At 67.4% G+C, this 1326-nt stretch carries 2 protein-coding genes; both read left to right on the forward strand.

From position 1 onward, the window contains the following. Window positions 1–69: 69 nt before the first annotated feature. On the forward strand, window positions 70–378 hold the full coding sequence (locus ACIP9H_RS42300) for a transposase (RefSeq protein WP_329128445.1): 309 nt from the start codon (window positions 70–72) through the stop codon (window positions 376–378). After that, entirely contained in the window at window positions 375–1295 is a 921-nt protein-coding gene (locus ACIP9H_RS42305) for an IS3 family transposase (RefSeq protein WP_401964274.1), read from the forward strand. The genes ACIP9H_RS42300 and ACIP9H_RS42305 overlap by 4 nt, the downstream gene beginning before the upstream one ends. The last annotated feature ends 31 nt before the right edge of the window (window positions 1296–1326 follow it).

Consider the following 1326-nt stretch of genomic DNA (forward strand, 5'->3'; position numbering starts at 1 on the left):
TGAGGTTCCCCCGAGATGCGGGGAAGGGTGACAGCGGGTCAGATGGGTCTCATGAGAGGAGCCCTGACGATGCCTGCCCCGAGGAAGTACCCGCTGGAGTTGCGTGAGCGTGCGGTCCGGATGTACCGGGCGGCCGAGCCGAAGCCGGTGATCCGCCGCATGGCCGAGGATCTCGGTGTCCACCACGAGGCTCTGCGCAACTGGATCCGCCAGGCCGAGGCCGACGCCGGCGAACGGGAGGACGTGTTGACCACTGCCGAGCGCGAGGAGTTGGCCGCCTTGCGCAGGGAGAATGCCCAGCTCAAGCGGGCGAACGAGGTCCTGCGGACAGCCTCGGCTTTTTTCGCGGCCCAGCTCGACCCGACCCGGCCCAGGTGACCGCGCTCCTCGATGAGCACGCGCACCTGGGGGTCGAGCCCGTACTCCGGGAACTGCACATCCCCTCGTCCACCTACTACCGCTGGCGCCAGGCAGAAAAGGAGCCGTGTGAACGGCGCCGTCAGGACACGGAGCTGACCGGCCGGATCCGGCAGGTCCATGAGGAATCGGGCGGGGTCTACGGCTCGCCCCGTGTCCATGCCGTCTTGAAGCGCGGTGGAGTGCACGTCGGCCGCAAACGGGTCGAGCGCCTCATGCGCGAGGCCGGTCTCGTCGGCATCAGCCCCCGCCGCGGCAAGGGGTTCACCCGCCGCGATCCGGACGCCGATCTCGCCCCTGACCTCGTGCAACGCGACTTCACCGCGCCCGCGCCAAACCGGTTGTGGGTCACCGACCTCACCATGATCTCCACCGGGGAGGGGCCTTTGTGGCTGTCGGCGATCCGCGACGCGTTCTCCCGCCGCGTCGTGGCATGGGAAACCTCCGCCCGCGCGGACGCGGACCTGGTCCTGTCCTCGTTGGAGTATGCCCTGGCCAGCCGTGAGGTCGCCCCGGGCGAACTGGTCCACCATGCCGATCACGGCTGTCAATATACGAGTATCAAGCTGACGACGCGGCTGGTCAGAGCGGGTATCCGGGCGTCCATGGGCTCCGTCGGGGACTCCTTCGACAATGCCCTGGCGGAGAACCTGTGGATGATCATCAAGACCGAGTGCATCCGCGGCCGCGTCTTCGCGACCAGGGCCGAAGCCAATCTGGCGCTCTTCGAGTACATCGACGGCTTCTACAACCCCCGACGCATCCAAAAACGCCTCGGCTACCTCAGCCCGATCGAGTTCGAGGAGAAGCGCTACGCCGACCAGGCAGCGGCCGAACCGGTGAACCTGAAATCACGTCAACCCGCCCTGACCAGCTAGTCAGCCACTCCCGCACAGCGGGGGAACCTCA

The sequence above is a fragment of the Streptomyces sp. NPDC088732 genome (assembly GCF_044751205.1).
Lineage (GTDB): Bacteria > Actinomycetota > Actinomycetes > Streptomycetales > Streptomycetaceae > Actinacidiphila.